The sequence below is a fragment of the Fusicatenibacter saccharivorans genome, assembly GCF_015557635.1.
In the GTDB taxonomy this organism is placed as follows: Bacteria; Bacillota; Clostridia; order Lachnospirales; family Lachnospiraceae; genus Fusicatenibacter; species Fusicatenibacter saccharivorans.
Map to the genome: position 1 here is coordinate 59,999 of NZ_JADNOP010000005.1, position 20,629 is coordinate 80,627.

The window sequence follows — 20,629 nt, forward strand, 5'->3', positions numbered from 1 at the left end:
AAAGAGGTGCAAATATGCTGAAAGTAGACAATCTTACCTTTGAAGTAAACGAAGAGGGAAGAAAACGCTGCCTCGTCAACCACATCAGTTTTGAGGTAAAGGACGGGGAAATGCTGGTGATTACCGGACCGAACGGTGGCGGAAAATCAACGCTGGCCAAAGTGCTTGCAGGAATTGAGGACGCCAATGGCGGAGAAATCTTCCTGGATGAGGAAAATATTACCGGTTATGATATTGACCACCGTGCAAACGCCGGCATCGGCTATGCATTCCAGCAGCCGCCGCGTTTTAAAGGAATGACGGTGAAAAAAATGCTGTCGCTGGCAGCCGGAAAAGAACTGACGGAAGCCGAGAGCTGTAAACTCCTCTCCGCTGTCGGACTCTGCTCTGCCGATTACCTGAACCGCCAGATGGACGGTACGCTCTCGGGAGGAGAGATGAAGCGTCTGGAGATCGCAACGGTTCTTGCAAAACCGCATAAGGTCAGCATTTTCGATGAGCCGGAGGCCGGCATTGACCTGTGGAGCTTTTCCATGCTGATCAAACGGTTTGAAGAAATCCACAAAGAGAAGAAAGAATGTCTGATTCTCATTTCCCATCAGGAACGCATTATCCAGATGGCAGACAAGATCATGGTGATCGAGGACGGCCAGGTGAAAGAATACGGTACAAAGGAAGACGTACTGCCGACCCTGTTCCAGCAGAAAACAGGCCGGATGTGCGGCCAGGAAGGAGGCACATGCTGATGGTACAGGTAGATGAGACAACCCAGGGCGTATTAAATCAGATCAGCGAGGGATTTGAGCAGAAAGGGGCATACAATCTCCGCCAGAACGGCATTCCGCTCTGCCATGGTGACAGTGAACATATCAAAATCCGCAAAAAAGAGGATAAGCCGGGCATTGATATTTTGATTGACGGCGAGACAAAAGGCGAAAAAGTATTTATCCCGGTTGTCGTCAGCGTTTCCGGTATGACGGATCTTGTTTACAATGATTTCTACGTTGCGGACGGCGCCGATGTTACGATTGTAGCGGGCTGCGGTATCCACAACGGCGGCTGCAACGACAGCCGGCACGACGGTATCCATACGTTCCATGTAGGAAAAAATGCCAACGTGCGCTACGAGGAAAAGCATTACGGAGAGGGAAACGGAACGGGACAGCGGATTCTGAACCCGGTGACAAATATTGAAATCGGAGAAAATTCCGTTTTTACGCTGGATACCGTACAGATTAAGGGCGTTGACTCAACAATTCGTACGACGAATGTTGTGATGGATGCGAACTCCAAACTGTTCGTGCTCGAACGTCTGATGACAGACGGTGACCAGAAGGCAGAGTCGGATATTGAAGTATGTATGAACGGAAGCGGTTCTTCCGCACAGATTATTTCACGTTCTGTCGGAAAGGGCAATTCCTCCCAGGTCTTCCATCCGAAGGCAGTCGGCAAAAACAAATGCCACGCCCATATCCAGTGCGATTCTATCATCATGGATCACGCCCAGGTCGGATCTATTCCGGAGATCCAGGCAAAGCATGTGGATGCGGCAATCATCCACGAGGCGGCGATCGGACGGATCAATGACGAGCAGCTGTTGAAACTCAGAACGCTCGGCATGACGGAAGCGGAGGCGGAAAACGTCATTATTGAAAACTTCCTGAGCTGAAGAAAAAAAGGAAACAAGAGAACAAAAAAGAGGCATTTCCAGTCTGCATAGATGGAGATGCCTCTTTTTGTGCATTTTTCACAAAAGCAGGTAGTAAATTTTACTAAAATAAAAAGTAAAATATTTTGACTTTTAACATATGATAAATTTGTACTGTTGAAAAAAGGAAAGATACAAGATAGAGAAATGAGGAAAGCGAAAATGGGTATTGTGATCAATCATTCCGAAAATATTTTCCTGCCGCAGATGATCATTACGAAGCCGGAGATGGAAGAAAAGGTGGAAGCGTTTGTGAAAAACGGCGGAACCGTAATCGTGACGTACCGCCACGCCGTGAAAGATGCGGACAACAACGTTCCGTTCGGCGAGACACTGCCGGTGCACTATAATGCGCTTGCGGGTCTGACCGTAGAAGAGACGGAGAGCCTGCAGGACTATGATGTATTCCCGGTTGTGGGAAGCGGCGTGTTCGAGGGCGTGGAAGGCACAGGCAGAATTTTCCGTGATATGATTCAGGTGCAGGATGCGGAAGTGCTGTTCCATTACGCGGATGCGTTCTATCTGGAATTCGCAGCCGTGACGAGAAAACAGACCGGCAGGGGAACTTTGTATTACGTGGGCTGCGGTCTGGAAGAGAAGATCACGAAGCTTCTGATGGAGCAGGTGATGCGGGACTGGCACAGAAAGGCCTTGTGGAGCTCGAGCTCATCCCGGGAATGCGGAACAAAAAGAGGATTCTGCTGACGGATGCCGGACGGGAACTGGAGATAAATACGACGGACCGGCTGCGCGGGGCGGAGATACGTGCATATGGAAAACTCTCGGCAGAAGAGCTGAACAGCTATCTTGAGATGACAAGAAAGCTGACGGCAGCGCTGCGCGAGGAGACGGAAAAACTTTAAAGAGAGAGCAGAAATGAATCAGAAAAAAGACAAAATTTAGTTATCCGATCATTTTACATACGGGGCGGTCTATTTCCCGACAGCCCCTTTTCTTTTTGTCCGGAAAAAAACTTGTAAATAAGACGCGAGTGTGCAAAAATAGACATGAAACAGATGCGGAGGCATCCTGAAAAAAAGAGGAGAACAACATGGAAAAACAGAAAAAAATAGCGCTGATTAACGATCTGACAGGCTTTGGCCGGTGCTCGACGGCTGTGATGGCGCCGATCGTGTCGGCGATGAAGATTCAGGCGGTGGCAGTTCCGACCGCAATTCTCTCGGCACATACGCAGTTTCCGACGTATTACTTTGATGATTATACCGACCGGATGAAGGAGTACATTCAGACCTATAAGGATCTGAAGCTCGATTTCGATGCGATCTCGACCGGCTTTTTAGGATCGGAACAGCAGGTGGATATTGTGCTTGATTTTATCCGCCATTTCAAGACGGACCGCAACTTTGTCATCGTCGATCCGGTCATGGGAGACTATGGAAAGCTGTATCGGACGTACACGAAAGAGATGTGCGACAAGATGAAAGAGCTGGTTCACTACGCGGATATCATCACGCCGAACCTGACAGAACTCTGTACACTGCTCGATGCGCCGTATCCGGAGAACGGGGCTTCGATTGAGGAGCTGAAAGAAATGTGCGGAAAACTGGCGGAACGGGGACCGAAACATATTGTTGTGACGGGTATCCACTTTAACCAGACACAGATTGCCAACTTTATCTATAACAAAGGCGAGGATTTCCAGATCGTCATGGTAGACCGCATCGGCGGCGACCGGAGCGGTACGGGAGATGTCATTGCGGCAATTATCGCAGGCATGTATCTGAACGGCCACAGCCTGTACGAGTCGGTGAAAAAGGCGGCGGATTACGTATCGAAATGCATCCGCTACTGCGAAGAAAACGAAGTGCCGAGCTACTGGGGACTCTGCTTTGAAATGTTTATGAAGGACTTAACGGAGGAAGCGTAATGTATTTATATACTGTAACCGGAGCCGTCGGCGAGGAAGGGTATCTCGACCTTGCAAAGAGCGGCGATCTTACCGGAAAAAATGTCTATGTCAACATGACAAACAAATGCCCGTGCAGCTGTGTGTTCTGTCTGCGCCAGACGAAACAGCAGCAGGAGGGAAATACACTGTGGTTAAAAGAGGGCGAGCCATCCGTTGAGACGATGCTGGAGCTGTTCGCACAGTACGATCTGAACGTGATCAATGAACTGGTCTTCTGCGGCTTCGGAGAACCGCTTGAGCGGCTTGAGGATGTCTGTCGGGTGATCGATTCCTTAAAAGAAACGTATCCGAACCTGAAAGTGCGTCTGAATACGATCGGTCTTGCCAACCTGATCTATGGAAGAGATGTCACCCCGGAATTAAAGGGAAGATTCGATACCGTCTCGATTTCCTTAAACGCGCCGGATGAAAAGGAATTTCTGGAGCTCACGCGGTCGAAATTCGGCATCCAGTCGTACGAGGCGATCAAGGAGTTTGCGGTTCTTTCCAAACAGTATGTGCCGAATGTTGTGATGACGGTTGTCGAGAAAGTCATGCCAGAGGAGAAAATTCAGAAGTGCCAGGAGATCTGCGATACCTTAGGAGTTACTTTACGTGTCCGCCCGTTTGAAAATTGAGAGGCCCGCAATCTTTCGCTTGTATTTGAACGACATAACGCCTATAATGGGAAGGAAAAACAAATGAGAGGGAGAGACGTATGAACGAGTCTAATGGAGTCCTCCGCGATGCGAGAAAGCTCGGCATTCCTAAAATGCTGATTCTCGGATTGCAGCACATGTTTGCCATGTTCGGTGCAACCATTCTGGTGCCGATTCTGGTAAACAGCTACTTTGTAGACGCATGCGGCGAGGGGCCGTCCCGCGGTCTTACCGTATCCGTCACACTGTTCTGCGCCGGCTTTGGAACCCTGCTGTTCCATCTGTGCGCGAAATTTAAAGTACCGGCATTTCTTGGTTCTTCGTTTGCATTCTTAAGCGGTTTCGCCGCTGTTGCAAACCTGAATACCGGAAAATATGCCAGCATGAGTGTCAACGACAAGGCAGCCTATGCCTGCGGAGGTATTGTGGTAGCAGGTCTTCTGTACCTGATTTTTGCCCTGATCATCCGCATGGTCGGCGTCAAACGCGTGATGCGCTACCTGCCGCCGGTTGTCACAGGTCCGGTTATCATCTGTATTGGCCTCAGCCTTGCTGGTTCCGCCATTAATAATGCTTCGACGAACTGGTTCCTGGCACTGGTTGCGCTGGCAGTCATCATCATTTTCAACATCTGGGGAAAAGGAATGTTCAAAATCATTCCGATTCTGATGGGCGTTGTGATTGCCTACGCTGTGGCAGTTGTCCTGAATGCACTCGGCATCAAAAATCCGGACGGATCCGTGATCATCAACTTTGTGCCGGTTGCACAGGCAGGCATCGTCGGACTTCCGCCGCTGCAGCTCTGCAAATTCGATCTGACCAGCATTATGATCATGGCACCGATCGCGATCGCGACCATGATGGAGCATGTCGGCGATATGTCGGCGATCTCTGCAACCGTAGGAGAGAACTTCCTTTCTGATCCGGGCCTGCATAGAACCCTGCTCGGCGATGGTCTTGCAACCGCAATGGCAGGTTTCATCGGCGGACCAGCCAACACGACGTACGGCGAGAACACCGGCGTTCTGGAATTGAGCCGCGTATATGACCCGAGAGTCATCCGTATTGCCGCAGTCTTTGCGATTATCGTCAGCTTCATTCCGAAGGTATCGGCACTCATCAGCACCATGCCGTCCTCTATCATCGGAGGCGTCAGCTTCATGCTGTACGGTATGATTTCTGCCATCGGTGTGCGCAACGTGGTAGAGAATAAAGTAGACCTGACCAAATCGAGAAACCTGATCATCGCGGGCGTCATCTTTGTCTGCGGACTGGGCTTCAGCAACGGTCTCTCCTTTACGATCGGCGGAACGACCGTCACCCTGACTGCACTTGCCATTGCAGCCATCGCAGGAATCCTGCTGAACATGATTCTGCCGGGCAATGATTACGAATTCGGCGTAAACGAGTCCGGGGACGAGAACAGAGGAATCCACGCATAAAGAAAAATGCAAAAGAAAATCCGTTTTTTCTGCATCTGTATTCTGCACAAAGGAATGTGCAGAAACAGAGGGGAAAAAGCGGATTTTCTTTGCATTTCGGTACGGGCAAGTGTATACAGGAGAGTAAGAAGATGTAAGGTTGGTAAAAAAATGACACACGAAAGATCGAAAAAGGGGATGATGGGACAGGTCGTCGGATCCTTATATTACCTGGATCTAACGGTGATTCCGCGGCTGAAAAGTCTGCGAAGCGGTGACGATCCGGTGTTTTCGTTTGGTGTTTTATTTTACGCGCTCAAACGCAATCCGCGGAGAGTGGTTCAGCACGTAGATGATGCCGCGCCGTTCAAATCCGTTTTTCAGGATCAGATGCTGCATGATTTGATTGTCCGCATGCGTATCGACGCGCAGGTGCGGGATCTGTGCCCAGCAATAATCGACGATCTGGGAGAAAAATCCGTGGATTGTTCCGTCTGAGGCAACCTGGTGGATCGTGCCATACGGCACATCGGAGAGCCAGGAGCCGTCGTCGATCTGCAGATACGTCGGATCCTCACCGATGATGAAGGCAAACGCGCCGTGCAGCGTGCCGTTTTCTTCCAGGACAAAAAGCTGTTTGTCACGGATTCTGTTGTGAATCAGCTCCTCCGGCGGAAAATGGTTTCCCCACTGATTCGGATTTCCGGTTTCCTGCATAAAAGAGCGGGCGTACGCATAGATTGACATGATCGAAGTAAAATCCTCCGGGACGGCAAGTCGTATCATGATAAAAATTCTCCTTTTAGTTCAAAATAAGCAGTTTTATTGTAGCACAGCGGACGATGAAGCACAAGAAAGAGAAAACAGGATTTGACTTTTTGAAAAATCCCATGTACAATGCAGTTAGTTACAACTAACTAAAGCAACCAAAACCACCAAAAAACGATTTCTGCCGGTCCTGGATGGGCCGGTTCCGTATCAAATTGTCAGAAAGGAAAGAATATGAAACAAAATCGAAAACGAAAAGAGACGGCGGGCATGAATTTTCTCCGCTATCTCGGCCCGGGACTTTTTGTCACGGTCGGTTTTATCGACCCGGGAAACTGGGCATCCAACATTGCCGCCGGATCGGGTTACGGCTACGAGCTTCTGTGGATGGTCACCCTGTCCACGATCATGCTGATTTTTCTGCAGCACAATGCGGCGCATCTCGGCATTGTCACGGGAAAGTGCCTCTCGGAGGCGGCGAGCCTCTATCTGCCTGCGTGGCTGAAAAACACGATTCTTGCGACGGCGATGATGGCAGCGGTGGCGACCGCAATGGCGGAGATCCTAGGCGGTGCGATTGCGTTCCAGATGCTGTTCGGCATTCCGATCAAGCTCGGCAGCATGATGATTCTCATGCTGGTTCTGATCTGTGAGTTTACAAGTGCTTACAAACGGATTGAAAAACTGATCATTGTGTTTGTCTCGCTGATCGGATTTTCGTTCCTCTTTGAGGTCTGGATCGCCGATATCGACTGGGCGCAGGCGGCTGTCGGCTGGGTAAAACCGTCGTTTCCAGAGCACTCAATGCCGGTCATCTTAAGCGTCCTCGGTGCGGTCGTCATGCCGCACAACCTGTTTCTCCACTCGGAAATTATTCAGAGCCGCCAGTGGAATCTTGAGGATGATGAGGTGATTGCGCGCCAGTTAAAGTATGAGTTCAAAGACACCCTGTTTTCCATGATCATCGGATGGGCCATCAACAGTGCAATGATCCTGATGGCGGCCGCAACGTTTTTCCAGCCGCAGAATGCAAAGCAGGTGGATGATCTCGCAACGGCGGGAAAGATGCTGACACCGCTCCTTGGAAATGCCGCATCGGTGATTTTTGCAGCAGCGCTTCTGCTCGCCGGAATTTCATCGAGCATCACCGCGGGAATGGCGGGCGGAACGATTTTTTCGGGAATTTTTAACAAGCCGTATGAGATCAAGAGTAAGGAGACACGCTGGGGAATCCTTCTTACCATGATCCCGGCCGCAGCGGTCATTCTTCTGATTGATTCCCCGTTCCAGGGCCTTCTCTATTCACAGATGTTCCTTGGAATGCAGCTCCCGATTACGGTATTTACGCAGATTTATCTGACGTCCTCGAAAAAAGTCATGGGAAAATACGCGAACAGTCTGCGGCTGAAAATTGCCCTGTTTGCGATTGCGGTGATTGTGACACTGCTGAATATCGCGCTGCTGTTTGTGCAGTAAAAAGAATGAGAAATAAAAAAAGGAAGTCCGCTGCGCTGATCCCTGAAAAAGAGGCCGGCGCAGCGGACTTCTTCTATTATAATATGCTCTCCATGCAGGCATCGACAAAGTCCTGTAGAAGCGGAGAGAGTTTTCGCCCCTTTTTCCAGATCACGGCGATCTGCGTTTCCAGGTCGCTTTCTGCGAGTGGCTGGATGCGGAGTCCCTGGCAGAGAGAGCTCATGGACTGCGGGAAAATGGCAGTGGCAAGGCCTTCCTTTGCCCAGAGCATCGCGCCGCGGGGATCGTCGCAGACGCAGAAAAGATCGGGCTCCATGCCGCGCGAGTGGAACGCATCCATGATGAGCGCCTCATACCGGCGGTAGATGATGAGCGGAATATTCAAAAGATCCGAGAGCTTTAGCGATCCGTTCTTCTCGGGAAGCATATCTTTTGAAGAAACGGCAATCATAGGTTCAGAGCTTAAAATTTTATAGTCGACATCGTCGAGCCGCAGCGGCGTGCGGGCGATGGAAATGTCGATGATGCCGTCCATCAGATAGCGGTACAGCGTGTAGGTGATGCCGTCGTGCACCTCGAAGTTGACATCGGGATTGCGGCGGGAAAAAAGCGAGACGCACGGCATGATCGTCGCAACGGTGGTCGGTGTGATGCCGAGGCGCAGAACCCGCTTTTTGCCGACCTTTGCGACCTCAAGCTCCGTCGATTTCACGTACTCGAGCAGGTTGGCGGAGCGGTCATACAGCAGTTTTCCGGCTTCGGTCAGGCGGACGCCCTGGCGGGTACGTTCAAATAAAGTGACATTCAGTTCGGCTTCCAGCTGCTTTAACTGATAACTGAGCGGCGGCTGGGACATATTGAGGCGGCGGGCGGCCTCGTGAATGCTTTCAGTTTCGGCGATGACGCGGAAATATTCAAGCTGGCGCAGTTCCATAAGAGACTTCCTTTCGTGAAATTATCTATGATATTAAAATTGTATCACTAAGCTATAAAAACAATACTATTCGTATTAATCATATGAGATTATACTGTCAATGTCAAGAAACAAAGAAATGGAGAGTGAAAAAGAAGATGAAAAGTCTTGGAGTCTACTTGAAGCACTACAAAAAAGAGAGCATCATCGCTCCTTTGTTCAAGCTTCTGGAAGTTGTCTTCGACCTTCTGGTGCCGATGGTTGTTGCCCAGATCATCGATGTGGGTATCGCAGGCAATAACCGTCCGTACATCGTCAGCCGTTTTGGAATCCTCGTTCTGATGGCGGCAGTCGGACTTTGCTGCAGCTTCACCGCGCAGTATTTCGCGGCAAAAGCGAGCGTCGGCTGTGCAACCGAGCTTCGCCAGGCGGTCTTTGACCACATCCAGGCTCTGTCCTTTACGGAGCTGGATACCATTGGAACCGATACGCTGATCACCCGTCTGATCAACGATATCAACCAGGTGCAGAACGGAATCAACATGGGTCTGCGTCTGCTGCTGCGGAGTCCGTTTATCGTATTCGGTTCCGTTGTGATGGCATTTACCGTCAACGTAAAATGTGCCATCGTATTCCTGGTTACTGTTCCGATCCTGTTCGTTGCCGTATTCGGCATTATGCTGGTCAGCATCCCGCTGTTCAAAAAGGTACAGGCGGCACTCGACCGCGTCACCGGAATGACAAGAGAAAATCTGAACGGTGTCCGTGTCATCCGTGCGTTCTGCCGTGAGGAGCAGTCTGTTGCCGATTTCGAAAAGAGCAACGATGAGCTGACTCGTCTGAACGAGTTTGTCGGAAAAATTTCCGCACTGTTAAATCCGCTGACCTATGTCCTCATCAACATCGCAGCCGTTGTCCTGATCTGGCAGGCAGGCCTTCAGGTCAACATCGGCAGTATGCAGCAGGGACAGGTTGTCGCACTTTACAACTACATGCTGCAGATCATCGTGGAGCTGATCAAACTGGCATCGCTCATCATCACCTTAAACAAATCCGTTGCCTGTGCAGAGCGTGTCTCCGGCGTACTGACGGTTCCGACAACCATGAACTACCCGGCAAAAGGCGGCGCTGCAAAGAAAGTAACTGGCGATGCAGCTGTTACATTTAAAAATGTCAGCTTCACCTATGCAGGAGCCGGCGCAGAGAGCTTATCGGATATCAGCTTTACCGCAAAACGCGGCCAGACCATCGGAATCATCGGCGGTACCGGAAGCGGAAAATCGACGCTGGTCAGCCTGATTTCCCGTTTCTACGATGCGACCAGCGGTGACGTCATGGTAGACGGCGAGAATGTAAAGAATTACACGAAAGAAGAGCTCTGCAATAAAGTCGGTGTTGTTCAGCAGAGAGCAGTGCTCTTTAAAGGCAGCATCCGTGACAATATGAAGTGGGGCAAAGAGGACGCCACCGATGCAGAAATCTGGGAGGCGCTCACCACAGCCCAGGCGAAAGAAGTCGTAGAAGGCAAACAGGATCAGCTCGATTTTATGCTGGAGCAGAACGGAAAAAACCTCTCCGGCGGACAGAAACAGCGTCTTTCTATTGCGCGTGCGCTGGTAAAAAAACCGGAAATCCTGATTCTGGACGACAGCTCGAGTGCGCTTGACTTTGCAACGGATGCAAAACTCCGCAAAGCCGTCCACAATCTCGAAGGAAACACGACAACCTTCCTCGTATCCCAGCGAATCGCCGGCATCCGTCAGGCAGACCAGATCCTCGTTCTTGGAAATGGTACGCTCGAAGGAAACGGCACACACGACGAGCTGATGAAAACCTGCGAGGTTTACCGCGAGATTTACTTCTCCCAGTTCCCGGAAGAGCGTGCAGCTTATAACAACGAAAGCGGGGTGATCGCATGAAAAAGACAGAAAACAAGTCTGGAAAAAGCGGCATGCAGGTCATGAAAAAGCTGATGGCGTTTATCGGAAATTATAAAATTTTCTTAGGCCTTAGTATTGTTCTGGCTGCGGTTACCGTTATTTTACAGCTTTATATTCCGATCCTGTTCGGCGATGCGATCGATGAGGTCGTTGCAGCCCACCAGGTCAATTTCCCGGAGATGTGGTTCTATCTGAAACGAATCGTATTCTTTACCCTCGTTTCCGCACTTTCCGCATGGATCATGAACCTGATCAACAACCGTATGACGTACCGCATCGTGCGCGACCTTCGTTCCCAGGCGATCCGTCATATCCAGGTGCTGCCGCTGTCCTATCTGGATCAGCACAGCTCCGGAGACATCGTAAGCCGTGTTATCGCAGATACCGATATCTTATCGGACGGTCTTCTGCTTGGCTTTACGCAGCTGTTCTCCGGCATCGTAACCATTATTGTGACACTGTTTTTCATGTTCTCGAAGAACGTATGGATCACCCTTCTTGTGATCTGCCTGACACCTCTCAGCTTCTTCGTGGCAAAATTTATTTCCGGCCGCTCGTTCAAAATGTTCCAGAAACAGAGTGAGACGAGAGGAAAACAGACCGCACTCATCGATGAGATGATCGGAAACCAGAAAGTAGTCAAAGCGTTCGGCTATGAGGAAAAAGCTTCCGAGCGTTTTGCAGAGATCAACAAAGATCTGCAGAAATACAGCCAGCAGGCCGTGTTCTACAGTTCCTTAACGAACCCGTCCACCCGTTTTGTCAACAACGTGATCTATGCCGGTGTTGCCCTTGTGGGAGCTTTCATGATCCCGGGCGGCGCGCTGACCGTCGGCGGACTTTCCGTTCTGCTGTCGTACGCAAACCAGTATATGAAACCGTTCAATGATATCAGTTCCGTTATCACCGAGATGCAGAACGCGCTTGCCTGCGCAGGCCGTATCTTTGCTCTTCTGGAAGAGAAAGAGGAGAGTGCAGACCCGGCCGGAACGATCGATACCGTGACGGGAAATGTGACGATCGATGATGTAGCATTTAGTTATGACAAAGAGAAAAAACTGATCGAGAACTTTAATCTTGACGTACAGCCGGGCATGCGTGTTGCCATTGTCGGCCCGACCGGATGCGGAAAGACGACGTTTATCAACCTGCTGATGCGCTTCTATGATGTCGATGCCGGAAAGGTCTGCATCGACGGAAAGCCGATCGACAAACTGTCCCGCCATGCGCTCCGCAGCTGCTTTGGTATGGTGCTGCAGGATACCTGGATCAAACAGGGAACCGTGCGCGACAACATCAGCTTCGGAAAGCCGGATGCGACGGAAGAGGAGATCATCAATGCGGCCAAAGAGGCACACAGCTGGGAGTTTATCAAGCGTCTGCCGAAGGGGCTTGACACGGTTCTCAGCGAAGACAGCATCAGCCAGGGGCAGAAACAGCTTCTTTGTATCACCCGTGTCATGCTCTGCCTGCCGCCGATGCTGATCCTCGACGAGGCGACCTCCAGCATCGATACCCGTACCGAACTGCAGGTTCAGGAGGCGTTTGACAAGCTGATGCAGGGCAGAACGAGTTTCGTCGTTGCCCACCGTCTGTCCACGATCCGCAACGCTTCGCTGATCCTCGTCATGAAAGACGGAAAGATTATCGAGCAGGGACGCCATGAGGAGCTTCTTGAGAAGAAAGGTTTCTACTACAATCTGTACAACAGCCAGTTCCAGGCGTCATAAAAGATATTTGGAAAAGAGAACAGCAGATCTGTGCCGCGCATGCGATTTTGAGGCGTGCGCGCGCAGATCTGCTGATTTTTTATATGTTTTTGCAATATTCTGAAAAAAAATACGGCATGGGGTATTGACGAATCCTATCACAGGTGCTATAGTTTTACAAAAATAAAAAAAGACGTAGAAGTTTTTAGAAAATGTGCGGAGAGCCTTTGGAAATTTAATTTTCGAAAGGTGCACGACCGAAGAAGTAAAACTTTCAGGTGCTGGTTCTCTTCTTAAAACAAGAACGGACGGGAGACGGCGAGGACTAAAAACGGAGTGGTCTCTGGAGAAGCTCTTGAAAAGAGTGCCGAAGGTGCAATGCAGCGATGCAGAATCTCTCAGGCAAAAGGACAGAGTCAAAAAAGATACAGAAGAAAAACAGCCGCGGAACAAAAAAGCGGTGCGCAGAAACGAAAAAATTCCGGAAGCGCGGTTTTTTGCTGTATTTTTCAATCAGAGCCATGTTCTGCAGGAAAAGTCCCGCAGGAGATGGTATTTTTTTTCTCAAAACGGTGCGGATGTGTGATCCACATCGTTCAGACCATACGTCGAATGGAAAGGGAGAAAAGAAAATGGATGCATTGAATCAGGCAATTGCGCAGATCAGTGATGTGCTCTGGAACAGCGTACTGCTGTTTCTGCTGGTAGGTACGGGAGTTTATTTCTCTGTTCGGACCCGCTTTGTACAGGTAAGAAAGTTTAAGACCGCGTGGAACCGCGTCTTCGGCGGTTTCTCGTTAAAGGGTAAGAAGGCCGGAAAAGACGGCATGACTTCCTTCCAGGCGCTTGCAACAGCGATCGCCGCACAGGTCGGAACCGGAAACATCGCAGGATGTGCGACCGCACTCGTATCCGGCGGTCCGGGAGCCATCTTCTGGATGTGGCTTGCTGCGTTCTTCGGCATGGCAACGATCTACGGCGAGGCGTATCTCGCGCAGATCTCCAAACGCCGCGATGAGAACGGAGAAGTCATCGGAGGACCGGTTTACTACATTACCCACGCATTCAAGGGAACGTTTGGAAAAGCACTGGCAGGCTTCTTTGCCGTAGCCGTTATTCTGGCACTTGGCTTTATGGGAAATATGGTACAGTCGAACTCCATCAGTGATGCGTTCTACACCGCATTTTCCGTACCGAAATGGGTGATGGGTGTGATTGTAGCCGTTCTCGCCGCATTCATTTTCATCGGAGGTATCTCCCGTATCGCATCCTTCACCGAAAAAGTTGTTCCGGTGATGGCAGCACTGTATCTTGTCGGAGCCCTTGTTGTTATTCTGATCAACATCCAGCATGTGCCGTCAGCGATTGCTTCGATCTTTATCTGTGCATTCCGTCCGGACGCCGTATTTGGTGCAGCAGCCGGTATTACCGTGCGGAAAGCCATGCGTTACGGTGTTGCCCGAGGCCTCTTCTCTAATGAAGCCGGTATGGGTTCCACCCCGCATGCCCATGCGATTGCCGATGTCGAGAACCCGGAGGATCAGGGTGAAGTAGCGATGATCGGTGTCTTTATTGATACCTTCGTTGTCCTGACCATGACCGCTCTCGTTATTCTTTCTTCCGGCGTTCTGGAAGAGATGATGAGTACCGGTGTTAAAGGAACCCCGGTCGCACAGGCGGCATTCCGAACCGGCCTCAAAGGCTTCGGACCGGCGTTCGTAGCGATCTGTCTTCTGTTCTTTGCATTCTCGACCATCGTCGGATGGTACTTTTTCGCAAGACAGAACGTACAGTATCTGTTCGGAAAGAAAGCAGTCGTTCCGTTCTCGCTGATCGTCGTTGTGTTCGTTTTCCTCGGCTCTCTGCTGAAAGTAGACCTCGTATGGAACCTGTCAGACCTCTTTAACGGCCTGATGGTAATTCCAAACCTCATGGCGTTGATCGTCCTCGCAGGAACCGTAGCAAAAGCGGCAAAAGGTGAAAAAGTAGAATTCTAATCATATATACAGAACGGGAAAAAGGAGGAAAGTCTGCTGATGCAGACTTTTCTCCTTTTTGCAATTATTCAGAGCCACATCTCGATTCCGCTGCGCTGCATCTCGATATGGCCTCTGAATAATTGCAAAAAGAAAGACCGGCAGGGGAGCTACCGGTCTTTCAAGGGGAGTATAAATAATTAATAAGGGGTTATTAATTGTAAAAAAATTTATGAAGGGTAAATTCTTTTACAAAATTGATTATAATACAGATAACGGGAAAAAGCAACATCGAAATTCAAAAGTTGGAAAAAATTACCACAATTTGGAAAGCAGTGGTCCGAAAGCAGGAAAAACACTGTATTTTTGGGCTTGCATTCCCCACTTTGGAACAGATACCGTGGAAAAACAGGGTTCTGGATGCATAATCTGCGCGGAAAAAGCGATACTAAAGGATGTCGCAGGACAAAAAAACATTCAGGAGGAAACAAGATTATGACCAGAAACAGCAAAAATGAATACAGCAAAAATGAATACAGCAAAAACGAGTACAGCAAAAACGGATACGAGAAAAGCGAATACAGCAAAAACCAGAAGAACAGCAGAGACTGCAATCATGTGAAAGACCGTGAGATGTCATCCTACGGTCAGCAGAACCGGGAGCAGGACGAGAAGGATGAGTATGAAAAATACTAAGTAAACCTTGGGATTCCGGCAGAAAAAGCCGGCGGAGGGTCCCATACGGACTCTGCCGCCGGTTTCTGCATACATATAAAACAGGAGAGAAAGTCAGATCCGGAGAGGGGGACCAGGATATGGCAGGCATGACACTGCTGGCGGCAGACCAGCTGGACTGGTACGTGGGAAAACCGTGGGCGATGATCATCGATGTGCGGAACCGGCGGGAATACGAAAAAGGGCATGTGAAAGGAGCGGTGAATCTTCCCTATGACCATCTGCTCGAACGGGTCTGTCTGCCGCGGGACAAAATTCTTGTGATCTGCTGTGAGCGGGGTGCCGCGAGCATGGCGGAGGGAAAGCGGCTGGCGGAGAACGGATACGAGGTCAAAACGGTCATCGGCGGAATGCATGCATACCGCGGACGATATCTGGTGGCGGGAGAAGAACTGTAAGGGGGCGGCAATCCAACATTTCTTCTTGTCAAGCGGGAAAAGATACGGTAAGATGAAACAGAAAACAATACAAAACCAAACCACAAAACGAAAGAGAGATCACGATATGAAATACATGTTTGCATCTGATATTCACGGTTCTGCCTATTACTGCAGAAAAATGCTGGAAGCCTTCGAGGCAGAGGGCGCAAGCCGCCTGTTTCTATTAGGCGACCTTCTCTATCACGGCCCGAGAAACGATCTTCCAAAAGAATACGCACCGAAACAGGTCATCGCCATGCTGAATGAGAAAAAACAGTACCTCACCAACGTGCGCGGAAACTGCGACGCAGAAGTAGATCAGATGGTACTGGAGTTCCCGGTGCTGGCAGATTACGGCATCCTGATCGAGGGAGGCCATACCTTCTATATGAGCCATGGCCACATCTACAATGAGCAGAATCTGCCGCCGCTGATGGATGGAGATATCTTCCTGTACGGCCATACCCACGTCCTGCGTGCCGAGAAAAAAGGCGCACACACCTTTCTGAACCCGGGTTCTGTATCTCTGCCGAAAGAGGGCAATATCCCGACCTATGCAATCCTCGAGGACGGCGTATTTACGATCAAAGGCTTTGACGGCACCGTCGTAAAACAGCTCACATTATAAGAGGGGACGGGAGAGTATGGAATTATATGAATTGATCGCCCCGTGCCACTTCGGCCTGGAGGCGGTGATGAAACGTGAAATTCTCGACCTCGGCTACGAAATCGAGCGCGTGGAGGATGGAAAAGTAACGTTTCTTGCAGATGCAGAGGGAATCGCCTACGCCAACCTGTTCCTTCGCACGACCGAGCGTATCCTGCTCAAAGTAGGACAGGTCCACGCCGAAACGTACGATGAACTCTTTGAAGCGACAAAAGCGCTCCCGTGGGAGAAATTTATCCCGAAAAACGGAAAGTTCTGGGTAACGAAGGCAAACTCCATCAAGAGTAAGCTCTTCAGCCCGTCCGATATCCAGTCGATCATGAAAAAAGCGATTGTCGAGCGATTGAAACAGGTCTACCACATGGAGTGGTTCCCGGAGGACGGTGCACAGTACCCGATCCGTGTTTCGATTTTAAAAGACGAGGTTACGATCGGACTCGATACCTCCGGCGTTTCCCTTCATAAGAGAGGCTACCGCAAGCTGACCGCGAAAGCGCCGATCACCGAGACCCTTGCCGCAGCACTTATCATGCTGACTCCGTGGAAGGGTGACCGGATTCTTGTCGATCCGTTCTGCGGAAGCGGTACGTTCCCGATCGAGGCGGCCATGATGGCGGCCGATATTGCACCGGGTCTCAACCGTTCTTTCCTTGCGGAGCAGTGGACGCACCTCGTGCCGAAAAAATGCTGGATGGATGCGGCGGAGGATGCACGCTACCGGATCCGGAACGATATTGAGACAGATATTCAGGGCTTTGATATCGACGGAGATGTCATCAAGAGTGCCAGAGAGAACGCAAAGCTGGCCGGTGTGGATCACCTGATCCATTTCCAACAGCGTCCGGTTGCTGAGTTGTCGCACCCGAAAAAATACGGTTTTCTGATTACCAACCCGCCGTACGGTGAGCGCCTGGAGGACAAAAAAGATCTTCCAGCCCTGTATCAGACATTAGGAGAGCGGTACCGCGCTCTCGATTCCTGGTCGATGTATCTGATCACGAGCTACGAGGATGCCGAGCGGTATCTCGGCAAAAAGGCGGATAAAAACCGTAAAATTTACAATGGAATGCTGAAAACCTACTTTTACCAGTACGCGGGACCGAAGCCGCCGCGCCGGGAAAAAGAACAGAAATAATACAAATGGAGGAGCAATGCCGAATGATTTTTGGTGTTGCTCCTTTTTGATAACAAAAATTAAAAGAAAAATTTTAGAAAAGGTTAATATTTCCTTGAAATCACTGCACTACTGTGCTAAACTGTCCTCATGCGAAATTTTTTCATCAAGCGGAGGAAACCATGAACGGACAGGAGATCAGAGACAGGCTGCTGCATTCCTACGAGAGGAGCTACGATATCGTAAAGCCGTCCGAAGTAAACGGCCATACATACGATGCCTGTGCAAGCTACCACGAGAGCGGCGCAAAATACGTGCTCTCAAAGAAAGCAGAGTTGTGGAGGATCAGCTGTCATGAGCATGCGTATTTTAAAGCGGTGGAAGAACTGAACGACCAGGACGTCGAAACATTTCTGACGGACCTGACAGAATGGATAGAGCCAAAGGTGGTTCGCGAGGGGAAGGAAGTACCGGATACCGACCACATGTACACGCTGGTCACCGGTATTTTTTTTGCGGACAAACCGGTTGCGGACAGCGTAAAGAAGAAAATCCGAAAATATAAGTATTATAAAAATTACCGGTTTTCTTTGAGAGGCTACTGTCAGGTGCGGCTGCTCGTCTTTGATACGGCAGAACAGAAAGTGTTTGGAAACCGGGCGGCTTGGGAATTGGTAAAGGGATATGCTAAGATGTTCCGATCTTAGTTATCTATAAATTTATTCTACCAAAAAGAGGGAGGAAAAAACAAATGAATAGTATTCTTGTACTGGTTGTCGGAATCGGCATTCTGATCGCCGGATACGTATTCTACGGAAAATGGCTTGCCGGGCAGTGGGGCGTTGATCCGAAACGGAAAACCCCTGCATTCACCGAGGAGGACGGTGTGGACTACGTTCCTGCCAAAGCTCCTGTCTTAATGGGACATCACTTCTCATCCATCGCAGGCGCAGGCCCGATCAACGGACCGATTCAGGCCGCTGTCTTTGGATGGGTTCCGGTTCTTTTATGGGTACTCATCGGCGGTATCTTCTTTGGAGGCGTTCATGATTACGGCGCACTGTTTGCATCCCTGCGCCACAAAGGACAGTCCATCGGCGAGGTTATCGCAGACACTATGGGAAGTAAAGCGAAAAAACTCTTTATCGTCTTCGCTTACCTGACCCTGATTCTTGTTGTTGCAGCCTTCGGTTCCATCGTTGCCAATACCTTCAAGGCAGCCTACACCGAGAGCGGCGCTGTCGATGTGGCAGCAAGTTCTGCAAATGCAACAACCGCTATGATTTCCATTCTGTTCATTGTACTCGCCGTTGTGTTCGGTTTCATGGTATACAGAAGAAATGTATCTCTTGGCATTTCCACCATCGCAGGCGTTGCAGCTATCGTTGTCTGCGTTGTTGTTGGATTAAACTTCCATCCGATCTATCTCTCTGAGACAGCATGGATGGTAATCGTTGGTATCTATATCACCGTAGCTTCTGTTGCACCGGTCTGGATTCTGCTTCAGCCGCGTGACTACTTAAGCTCCTTCCTTCTGTACTTCATGATGATCGTAGCCGCTGTCGGTGTCATCGGAAGTGCTCTGATGGGCCATGCATCCCTGGATATCCCGGCATTCACCGGATTCAAAGATACGCTGGCTCCGACCGGAAGTTCTCTTGGATTTATGTTCCCGGCCCTGTTCGTAACCATCGCCTGCGGAGCAATTTCCGGATTCCATTCACTCGTTGGTTCAGGAACTACATCGAAACAGCTTGACAATGAGAAAAATGCCCGCCCGATCGCATACGGCGGTATGCTGATTGAGTGTGCACTTGCAATCGTATCTCTGTGTGCAGTCGGCTACATCTGGTCCAGATACACAGACGGAACCACCGTTGTTCCGACCGCTGTATTTGCAACCGGTATCTCCGAGATGGTAGCAACCATTCCGGGACTTGGCGGATCGACCCACGTACTGTACTCTCTGCTGGTTCTGACTGTATCGGTATTCTGCCTGACTTCTCTGGATACTGCAACCCGTCTGGCAAGATACATGTTCCAGGAGTTCTGGCTTGAGCCGGGACAGACTTACAAAGAGGCAACCGGCTACAAAGCCGTTCTGACCAATCCGGTTGTATCAACCGTTATCACCGTAGTACTCGGCATCGGCCTTGGCCTGACCGGTTATTCCAAAATCTGGCCGCTGTTCGGTGCATCCAACCAGCTGCTGGCAGCCATCGGACTTCTTGCTGTTGCTACCTGGCTTGGAAAAGTCGGCAAAAACAACAAAATGTTCCTGTTCCCGATGGTATTCATGCTGATCGTAACCATCACATCCCTTGTACAGACCCTGATCGCAAACTTCAAGGGCCTTGGCGCAGGCGTTGGCATCGGCTGGTGCGTAGCACGTATCGTGCTGGCAGGCCTGCTTGTCATCCTGGCGCTGATCCTGGCTGTCGATGGATTCAAGACTCTGGCAAATCAGAAAAAAGCAAAATAATGTGTGATTACAAAAAAAGGCTCCCGGATAAAAACGGGGGTCTTTTTTTGTGACAGGGTTCTTGTGTTTGCGTCACACATACGGTATAATGATCGCAAGTTATTTCAGCGTGAAAGAAGGAAAACGGTTATGAAAAAAATTGTATTTGCAACAGGAAACGCCGGCAAAATGAAAGAAATCCGTGAAATCCTTGCGGATCTGCCGGTGGAAATTTATTCGATGAAAGAAGCCGGCATTTCGGTTGAGATCGATGAGAACGGCAAAACCTTTGAGGAGAATGCAAAAATCAAAGCACAGACCGTTGCCGGATGCACAGACGGCGACACGATCGTGCTGGCGGATGACTCCGGTCTGGAAGTAGATGCCTTAAACGGCGAGCCTGGTGTCTATTCGGCAAGATATATGGGAGAGGATACGTCCTACCGCATCAAAAATCAGAGCCTCGTTGACCGCCTGGAGGGCGTGCCGGTGGAAAAAAGAACGGCACGATTCGTCTGTGTGATTGCAGCTGCCTTCCCGGATGGAACAGTCTGTACCACCAAAGGAACGATCGAGGGAAAAATCGGTTACGAGGAACGCGGGGAGAACGGTTTTGGCTATGACCCGATTTTCTATCTGCCGGATATGAGCCGCACGACCGCAGAACTTTCTCCGGAAGAGAAAAACGCAGTCAGCCACAGAGGAAAAGCACTGGCGGCGATGAAAGAACAGATTGCATCATATTTGAAATAAG

The 20,629-nt window shown here is 50.1% G+C and carries 20 protein-coding genes and 1 riboswitch; of the genes, 18 read left to right on the forward strand and 2 right to left on the reverse strand.

Features of this window, described 5'->3' with window-relative positions:
• The first annotated feature begins 14 nt into the window (after positions 1-14).
• The 7 genes from I2G42_RS05660 (at position 15) to I2G42_RS05690 (ending at position 5,718) form a co-directional block, all read left to right on the forward strand.
• Positions 15-746, forward strand: a complete 732-nt coding sequence (locus I2G42_RS05660; protein ID WP_055227049.1) for an ABC transporter ATP-binding protein — start codon at positions 15-17, stop codon at positions 744-746.
• Positions 746-1,669: a SufB/SufD family protein gene (locus I2G42_RS05665; RefSeq protein ID WP_055219683.1), complete on the forward strand. Its 924-nt coding sequence runs from the start codon at positions 746-748 to the stop codon at positions 1,667-1,669. Before I2G42_RS05660 ends, I2G42_RS05665 begins: the two co-directional genes overlap by 1 nt.
• A gap of 186 nt (positions 1,670-1,855) precedes the next feature.
• A complete protein-coding gene (locus I2G42_RS05670; RefSeq protein WP_195530829.1) occupies positions 1,856-2,413 on the forward strand; it encodes a beta-galactosidase trimerization domain-containing protein in 558 nt (185 codons plus the stop codon).
• Entirely contained in the window at positions 2,386-2,571 is a 186-nt protein-coding gene (locus tag I2G42_RS05675; protein WP_195530830.1) for a hypothetical protein, read from the forward strand. Before I2G42_RS05670 ends, I2G42_RS05675 begins: the two co-directional genes overlap by 28 nt.
• 188 nt (positions 2,572-2,759) lie before the next feature.
• The gene (locus I2G42_RS05680; protein WP_055219693.1) at positions 2,760-3,596 is read left to right on the forward strand and encodes a pyridoxamine kinase; all 837 of its coding nucleotides are present in this window, start codon (positions 2,760-2,762) and stop codon (positions 3,594-3,596) included.
• The gene (locus I2G42_RS05685) at positions 3,596-4,255 is read left to right on the forward strand and encodes a TatD family nuclease-associated radical SAM protein (protein WP_022462642.1); all 660 of its coding nucleotides are present in this window, start codon (positions 3,596-3,598) and stop codon (positions 4,253-4,255) included. The genes I2G42_RS05680 and I2G42_RS05685 overlap by 1 nt, the downstream gene beginning before the upstream one ends.
• An 80-nt stretch (positions 4,256-4,335) precedes the next feature.
• Positions 4,336-5,718, forward strand: a complete 1,383-nt coding sequence (locus I2G42_RS05690) for a uracil-xanthine permease family protein (protein WP_195530831.1) — start codon at positions 4,336-4,338, stop codon at positions 5,716-5,718.
• A 282-nt stretch (positions 5,719-6,000) separates the two neighbouring features.
• Here the strand turns inward: I2G42_RS05690 and I2G42_RS05695 are convergent, their stop codons facing one another.
• Complete coding sequence (locus tag I2G42_RS05695) at positions 6,001-6,483, reverse strand: N-acetyltransferase (RefSeq protein WP_195530832.1); 483 nt, start codon at positions 6,481-6,483, stop codon at positions 6,001-6,003.
• A gap of 216 nt (positions 6,484-6,699) precedes the next feature.
• Between I2G42_RS05695 and I2G42_RS05700 the strand changes: the two genes are divergently transcribed.
• Entirely contained in the window at positions 6,700-7,941 is a 1,242-nt protein-coding gene (locus I2G42_RS05700; RefSeq protein ID WP_195530833.1) for an Nramp family divalent metal transporter, read from the forward strand.
• A 76-nt stretch (positions 7,942-8,017) separates the two neighbouring features.
• On the opposite strand, the gene I2G42_RS05705 is transcribed toward I2G42_RS05700, so the two are convergent.
• Positions 8,018-8,875 (reverse strand): LysR family transcriptional regulator, encoded by an 858-nt coding sequence (locus tag I2G42_RS05705; RefSeq protein ID WP_055219702.1) that lies wholly within the window; start codon positions 8,873-8,875, stop codon positions 8,018-8,020.
• 137 nt (positions 8,876-9,012) lie between these two features.
• Here I2G42_RS05705 and I2G42_RS05710 point away from each other — a divergent pair, with 137 nt between their 5' ends.
• From I2G42_RS05710 to I2G42_RS05755, 10 genes are all read left to right on the forward strand, one after another.
• On the forward strand, positions 9,013-10,773 hold the full coding sequence (locus I2G42_RS05710; RefSeq protein WP_055265829.1) for an ABC transporter ATP-binding protein: 1,761 nt from the start codon (positions 9,013-9,015) through the stop codon (positions 10,771-10,773).
• 41 nt (positions 10,774-10,814) lie between these two features.
• A complete protein-coding gene (locus I2G42_RS05715; RefSeq protein ID WP_207741839.1) occupies positions 10,815-12,524 on the forward strand; it encodes an ABC transporter ATP-binding protein in 1,710 nt (569 codons plus the stop codon).
• A 312-nt stretch (positions 12,525-12,836) separates the two neighbouring features.
• Positions 12,837-12,927, forward strand: a riboswitch (glycine riboswitch).
• A gap of 208 nt (positions 12,928-13,135) precedes the next feature.
• Positions 13,136-14,500 (forward strand): alanine/glycine:cation symporter family protein, encoded by a 1,365-nt coding sequence (locus I2G42_RS05720; protein WP_022462635.1) that lies wholly within the window; start codon positions 13,136-13,138, stop codon positions 14,498-14,500.
• A 474-nt stretch (positions 14,501-14,974) separates the two neighbouring features.
• A complete protein-coding gene (locus tag I2G42_RS05725; RefSeq protein WP_055227027.1) occupies positions 14,975-15,175 on the forward strand; it encodes a hypothetical protein in 201 nt (66 codons plus the stop codon).
• A gap of 119 nt (positions 15,176-15,294) precedes the next feature.
• Positions 15,295-15,612, forward strand: coding sequence for a rhodanese-like domain-containing protein (locus tag I2G42_RS05730; protein WP_022462633.1), 318 nt, complete (start codon positions 15,295-15,297; stop codon positions 15,610-15,612).
• Positions 15,613-15,718: 106 nt separating this feature from the next.
• Positions 15,719-16,261 (forward strand): phosphodiesterase, encoded by a 543-nt coding sequence (yfcE, locus tag I2G42_RS05735; RefSeq protein WP_022462632.1) that lies wholly within the window; start codon positions 15,719-15,721, stop codon positions 16,259-16,261.
• 16 nt (positions 16,262-16,277) lie between these two features.
• Positions 16,278-17,435, forward strand: a complete 1,158-nt coding sequence (locus tag I2G42_RS05740) for a THUMP domain-containing class I SAM-dependent RNA methyltransferase (protein ID WP_022462631.1) — start codon at positions 16,278-16,280, stop codon at positions 17,433-17,435.
• Positions 17,436-17,596: 161 nt separating this feature from the next.
• A complete protein-coding gene (locus I2G42_RS05745; protein ID WP_055219714.1) occupies positions 17,597-18,121 on the forward strand; it encodes a DUF8052 family protein in 525 nt (174 codons plus the stop codon).
• A gap of 44 nt (positions 18,122-18,165) precedes the next feature.
• A complete protein-coding gene (locus I2G42_RS05750) occupies positions 18,166-19,896 on the forward strand; it encodes a carbon starvation CstA family protein (RefSeq protein WP_055227025.1) in 1,731 nt (576 codons plus the stop codon).
• Positions 19,897-20,025: 129 nt separating this feature from the next.
• On the forward strand, positions 20,026-20,628 hold the full coding sequence (locus tag I2G42_RS05755; RefSeq protein WP_022462628.1) for an XTP/dITP diphosphatase: 603 nt from the start codon (positions 20,026-20,028) through the stop codon (positions 20,626-20,628).
• Position 20,629: the final 1 nt, after the last annotated feature.

What these genes read in the sequence shown, in the direction of transcription:
- I2G42_RS05675 (WP_195530830.1), top strand. Translation starts at nt 2,386, where the DNA reads ATGCGGAACAAAAAGAGGATTCTGCTGACGGATGCCGGACGGGAACTG.
- I2G42_RS05710 (WP_055265829.1), top strand. Translation starts at nt 9,013, where the DNA reads ATGAAAAGTCTTGGAGTCTACTTGAAGCACTACAAAAAAGAGAGCATC.
- I2G42_RS05700 (WP_195530833.1), top strand. Translation starts at nt 6,700, where the DNA reads ATGAAACAAAATCGAAAACGAAAAGAGACGGCGGGCATGAATTTTCTC.
- I2G42_RS05750 (WP_055227025.1), top strand. Translation starts at nt 18,166, where the DNA reads ATGAATAGTATTCTTGTACTGGTTGTCGGAATCGGCATTCTGATCGCC.
- I2G42_RS05725 (WP_055227027.1), top strand. Translation starts at nt 14,975, where the DNA reads ATGACCAGAAACAGCAAAAATGAATACAGCAAAAATGAATACAGCAAA.
- I2G42_RS05695 (WP_195530832.1), bottom strand. Translation starts at nt 6,483, where the DNA reads ATGATACGACTTGCCGTCCCGGAGGATTTTACTTCGATCATGTCAATC.
- I2G42_RS05705 (WP_055219702.1), bottom strand. Translation starts at nt 8,875, where the DNA reads ATGGAACTGCGCCAGCTTGAATATTTCCGCGTCATCGCCGAAACTGAA.
- I2G42_RS05730 (WP_022462633.1), top strand. Translation starts at nt 15,295, where the DNA reads ATGGCAGGCATGACACTGCTGGCGGCAGACCAGCTGGACTGGTACGTG.
- I2G42_RS05755 (WP_022462628.1), top strand. Translation starts at nt 20,026, where the DNA reads ATGAAAAAAATTGTATTTGCAACAGGAAACGCCGGCAAAATGAAAGAA.
- I2G42_RS05685 (WP_022462642.1), top strand. Translation starts at nt 3,596, where the DNA reads ATGTATTTATATACTGTAACCGGAGCCGTCGGCGAGGAAGGGTATCTC.
- I2G42_RS05680 (WP_055219693.1), top strand. Translation starts at nt 2,760, where the DNA reads ATGGAAAAACAGAAAAAAATAGCGCTGATTAACGATCTGACAGGCTTT.
- I2G42_RS05715 (WP_207741839.1), top strand. Translation starts at nt 10,815, where the DNA reads ATGAAAAAGCTGATGGCGTTTATCGGAAATTATAAAATTTTCTTAGGC.
- I2G42_RS05745 (WP_055219714.1), top strand. Translation starts at nt 17,597, where the DNA reads ATGAACGGACAGGAGATCAGAGACAGGCTGCTGCATTCCTACGAGAGG.
- I2G42_RS05670 (WP_195530829.1), top strand. Translation starts at nt 1,856, where the DNA reads ATGAGGAAAGCGAAAATGGGTATTGTGATCAATCATTCCGAAAATATT.
- I2G42_RS05740 (WP_022462631.1), top strand. Translation starts at nt 16,278, where the DNA reads ATGGAATTATATGAATTGATCGCCCCGTGCCACTTCGGCCTGGAGGCG.
- I2G42_RS05690 (WP_195530831.1), top strand. Translation starts at nt 4,336, where the DNA reads ATGAACGAGTCTAATGGAGTCCTCCGCGATGCGAGAAAGCTCGGCATT.
- I2G42_RS05660 (WP_055227049.1), top strand. Translation starts at nt 15, where the DNA reads ATGCTGAAAGTAGACAATCTTACCTTTGAAGTAAACGAAGAGGGAAGA.
- yfcE (WP_022462632.1), top strand. Translation starts at nt 15,719, where the DNA reads ATGAAATACATGTTTGCATCTGATATTCACGGTTCTGCCTATTACTGC.
- I2G42_RS05720 (WP_022462635.1), top strand. Translation starts at nt 13,136, where the DNA reads ATGGATGCATTGAATCAGGCAATTGCGCAGATCAGTGATGTGCTCTGG.
- I2G42_RS05665 (WP_055219683.1), top strand. Translation starts at nt 746, where the DNA reads ATGGTACAGGTAGATGAGACAACCCAGGGCGTATTAAATCAGATCAGC.